Below are 3,608 nucleotides of genomic sequence, written 5' to 3'. Positions count from 1 at the left end.
CTGCTCCCCCTTCTCCCCACAAGTGGAAATTTGACAAAGTTTCCGGAATCAGAACGAGTCCCTGTGTTGAATAGTAAAAATCTTTTCAGGATAGAAAAATCAGATTACGCGATTGCACCCTTGACAGATGTACTTGAGTCATAACACAATCTGTACCAAAGTGTAGTCATTGCCAGAAAAATCTGATAAATCTATCCTTTGCTATATCTTGAAAAATGAATTCTTGATATGATAGCGCGTGTTATTGGCACAGTAGACTCGTGTGGTGTGGTGTGTAAGGAGTTAAGATGCCTAATACTGTCGATCTTAGTGGCAAACCATTTCATTTCATCGGGATTGGTGGAATCGGAATGTCAGCCCTGGCTTATGTTCTAGCCAAACGTCAACTTCCTGTATCTGGATCAGATCTTCGTTCGAGTGGTATCACCAAGCGCTTGCAAGCCGTAGGCGCTCATTTCTTTGAAGAACAGAATGCCACTAACTTAGAATTTTTCCGCAGGAAGAGGGAACCCGTATATCAAGAGCTGTCGGTAACGGGTATTGGTATCACTCAGGATCGGCAAGTGGTCGATGAATCCTCAAAATCCAGCCAAACTATTGGCACAGAGGAGATCTCATCAGATTTGCCGCAAGTTATTTGTTCTACAGCAATTAATCCGCTTAATTCCGAATACAAGGCGGCTATAGAAAAAGGCTACCCAATTTTTCACCGCTCAGACTTACTGGCGGCTTTAATTCAAGAATATGAAAGTATTGGTGTCGCCGGGACTCATGGAAAAACGACTACGAGTAGTTTAATCGGGTATATGCTTCTCAAGGCGGGTTTAGACCCAACTATAGTAGTCGGAGGAGAAGTAGACGCTTGGGATGGCAATGCTCGTTTAGGGAATAGTCCCTATCTCGTGGCAGAAGCCGATGAATCTGATGGCTCCCTAGTTAAGTTGGCTCCCAAAATTGGCATAGTGACCAATATAGAACTAGACCATCCAGATCGCTACGAGAATCTAGACCAGGTAATTGAAATATTCCAGATATTTGCCAAGGGCTGTCAAATCCTAATTGGGTGTATAGATTGCCAGACAGTGCGATCGCAACTCAAACCAACCATAACTTATAGTCTATCCCGGGACTTAGGGGCTAACTACAGTGTCGATAACGTGAAATACGAAGCATCAGGCACTACCGCGAGAGTTTGGGAAGGCGAGGAGGTTTTAGGTGAGTTACAGGTGAAATTACTGGGCACACATAATCTCAGTAACGCCATGGCAGCCGTAGCATTAGGACGACATCTGGGACTAGACTTTGAGGCAATCTCCCTCGGAATCGCCTCCTTTGGTGGAGCGAAACGCCGATTTGAGGTGAAGGGCGATGTGAATAGCATCACATTTGTAGATGACTATGCCCACCACCCCAGCGAAATCCAGGTAACCTTAGCAGCAGCGAGGTTACAAGTGGAAGCCCCTCGGCGAATTATTGCCATTTTTCAGCCACACCGCTATAGTCGTACCTTGACATTTGTCCAAGAATTCGGTCAATCTTTTAGCAACGCCGATGTGGTTGTTCTCACTGACATTTACAGTGCTGGCGAACCCAACTTGGGGCAAATTACTGGCGAGCAATTACGAGATACGATTTCTGCTCATCACAAAAGGGTGTATTACCAACCAACATTAGACTCAGTAGTAAAGCGTCTAACCGAAATCCTCCAACCTGGAGATCTCGCCATATTCCTAGGAGCAGGTAATCTAAATCAGATGATTCCCCAGGTGATGGACTTCTACCAAATAGATCGAAACGATCGATCGCTGAAATTGAGTCAGGCATCCTGATTTCCTTCGAGGAAGTAGGGAGGAGGCAATGAGGAATAAAAGGAGACACAAAAACTGCCAAATTCCTCATCGATTCCAACTCCAATCCCCAATCCCGATGGAAATCAAACCAGAAAGATAGCTTGGCTCGAATTTCAACTGCCCAAAACAAATTGGCATTATTTTGACGTGTTATTAATATGACCCTTTCCTGTGATTCCCTCCGCGTGACAAGTACACCAATCCGCCAAACTACGATTCACCAAACTCCACTGTACCTACCAGGGACTGATTGCCCAATTCGCTCTCAAGTTCCCATGGCTAGCCTCACCTCATTTAGAGTTGGAGGTCCAGCCGAATGGTACGTCGCTCCACGCCATTTAGAAGAGCTGCTAGCTAGCTTGGCATGGGCGAATGAGGAAGGATTACCCCTAACCCTATTAGGCGCAGGCTCGAATCTCCTAGTCAGCGATCGCGGTTTGCCCGGTTTACTCATCGGCACTCGCCATCTGCGCAATACCTACTTCGATCCCGATACCGGACTTGTCACCGCTGGCTCTGGTGAATCCATTGCCCGTCTGGCATGGCTGGCAGCCGAACGAGGCTGGGAAGGACTAGAATGGGCTGTGGGTATTCCTGGCACTGTGGGAGGTGCTGTAGTGATGAATGCCGGTGCCCACAAAATCTGCACCGCTGACATACTCAAGGAAATTCAAGCAATCTCACCGATGGGAACCCTAGAACGACTTACTCCCTCAGAGTTATGCTTTGGCTATCGCACCTCGATCCTACAACGAGGCTCGCGCTTAGTTACTCAAGCAACATTCCAGTTAAAACCTGGTGCCGATCCCAAAAAAGTACGGGCTACCACATCCCAACATTTGAAGCAACGGCATAGAGCGCAGCCCTACCACTTACCAAGCTGTGGCAGTGTCTTCCGCAATCCGGAACCCCAAGCAGCAGGTTGGCTGATCGAACAACTCGGTCTCAAAGGATATCAAATCGGTGGCGCTCAAGTTGCTGAACGCCATGCTAATTTTATTCTCAACTGCGGCGGTGCTAAAGCTAGTGATATATTCCAACTGATTCATTACGTTCAGCAGCAAGTCGAACGGCATTGGTCAGTTTGTTTGGAGCCTGAAGTCAGAATCTTAGGGGAGTTTCAGTCGGTTTAGCTTTCTGGACCCCAGAGGAAGATTCTTCCTTTCAGATAAGCGTGGGATGGATAGGTGGCAAAAAAGGGGGACATCAAATCCCCCTCGCAGTAATAAGATTAAGACTTAGTAAGTATACGCCCGTCCAACTCAAATTAATTCAATCAGTTATGCCCAAAGAAGCAGGACAAGGATTTGGTTTCGGTTTAGGTAAAATGAGAGAACTAGCCGATGCCTTCAGAAAAGCCCAAGAAGTACAACAAGGAGCCAAACTGCTCCAAGAAGAATTGGAGCAAATGAAAATTGAGGGGACATCCACTGATGGTACCGTCAAGGTTGTCATGAGCGGCAACCAAGAACCCCTACAAGTAGAAATCTCACCAGATGCTATGTCACAGGGAGCAGAAGCACTTTCAGAAACTGTAGCCGAAGCAATGAAAGATGCTTATCAAAAATCCACCACTACTATGAGAGAACGTATGGAAGCTCTCACAAGTGGATTAAATCTGCCAGGTATGGGATAAGAGGGAGTAGGGAGTAGGGAGTAGGGAGTAGGGAGTAGGGAGTGGGCTTCCGCCGTGAGCGTCAGCCGAACGGGAGTAGGGACAAGTGGGACAAGGAGGACAAGGGGGACAAAGACCAGGGG

The 3,608-nt window shown here is 47.2% G+C and carries 3 protein-coding genes; all 3 read left to right on the top strand.

All coding sequences use genetic code 11. From position 1 onward, the window contains the following. Positions 1 to 287 precede the first annotated feature (287 nt). A complete protein-coding gene (murC, locus tag NJ959_RS27210) occupies positions 288 to 1,829 on the top strand; it encodes a UDP-N-acetylmuramate--L-alanine ligase (RefSeq protein WP_254014891.1) in 1,542 nt (513 codons plus the stop codon). A 179-nt stretch (positions 1,830 to 2,008) separates the two neighbouring features. After that, the gene (gene murB / locus NJ959_RS27205; RefSeq protein WP_254014890.1) at positions 2,009 to 2,983 is read left to right on the top strand and encodes a UDP-N-acetylmuramate dehydrogenase; all 975 of its coding nucleotides are present in this window, start codon (positions 2,009 to 2,011) and stop codon (positions 2,981 to 2,983) included. A 149-nt stretch (positions 2,984 to 3,132) separates the two neighbouring features. Next, positions 3,133 to 3,486: a YbaB/EbfC family nucleoid-associated protein gene (locus tag NJ959_RS27200; protein ID WP_254014889.1), complete on the top strand. Its 354-nt coding sequence runs from the start codon at positions 3,133 to 3,135 to the stop codon at positions 3,484 to 3,486. Positions 3,487 to 3,608: the final 122 nt, after the last annotated feature.

The sequence above is a fragment of the Limnofasciculus baicalensis BBK-W-15 genome (assembly GCF_024178385.1).
GTDB lineage: Bacteria > Cyanobacteriota > Cyanobacteriia > Cyanobacteriales > Coleofasciculaceae > Limnofasciculus > Limnofasciculus baicalensis.
The sequence above is the reverse complement of the archived record's forward strand: the minus strand, read 5'-3'. Positions and strand labels throughout refer to the sequence as shown.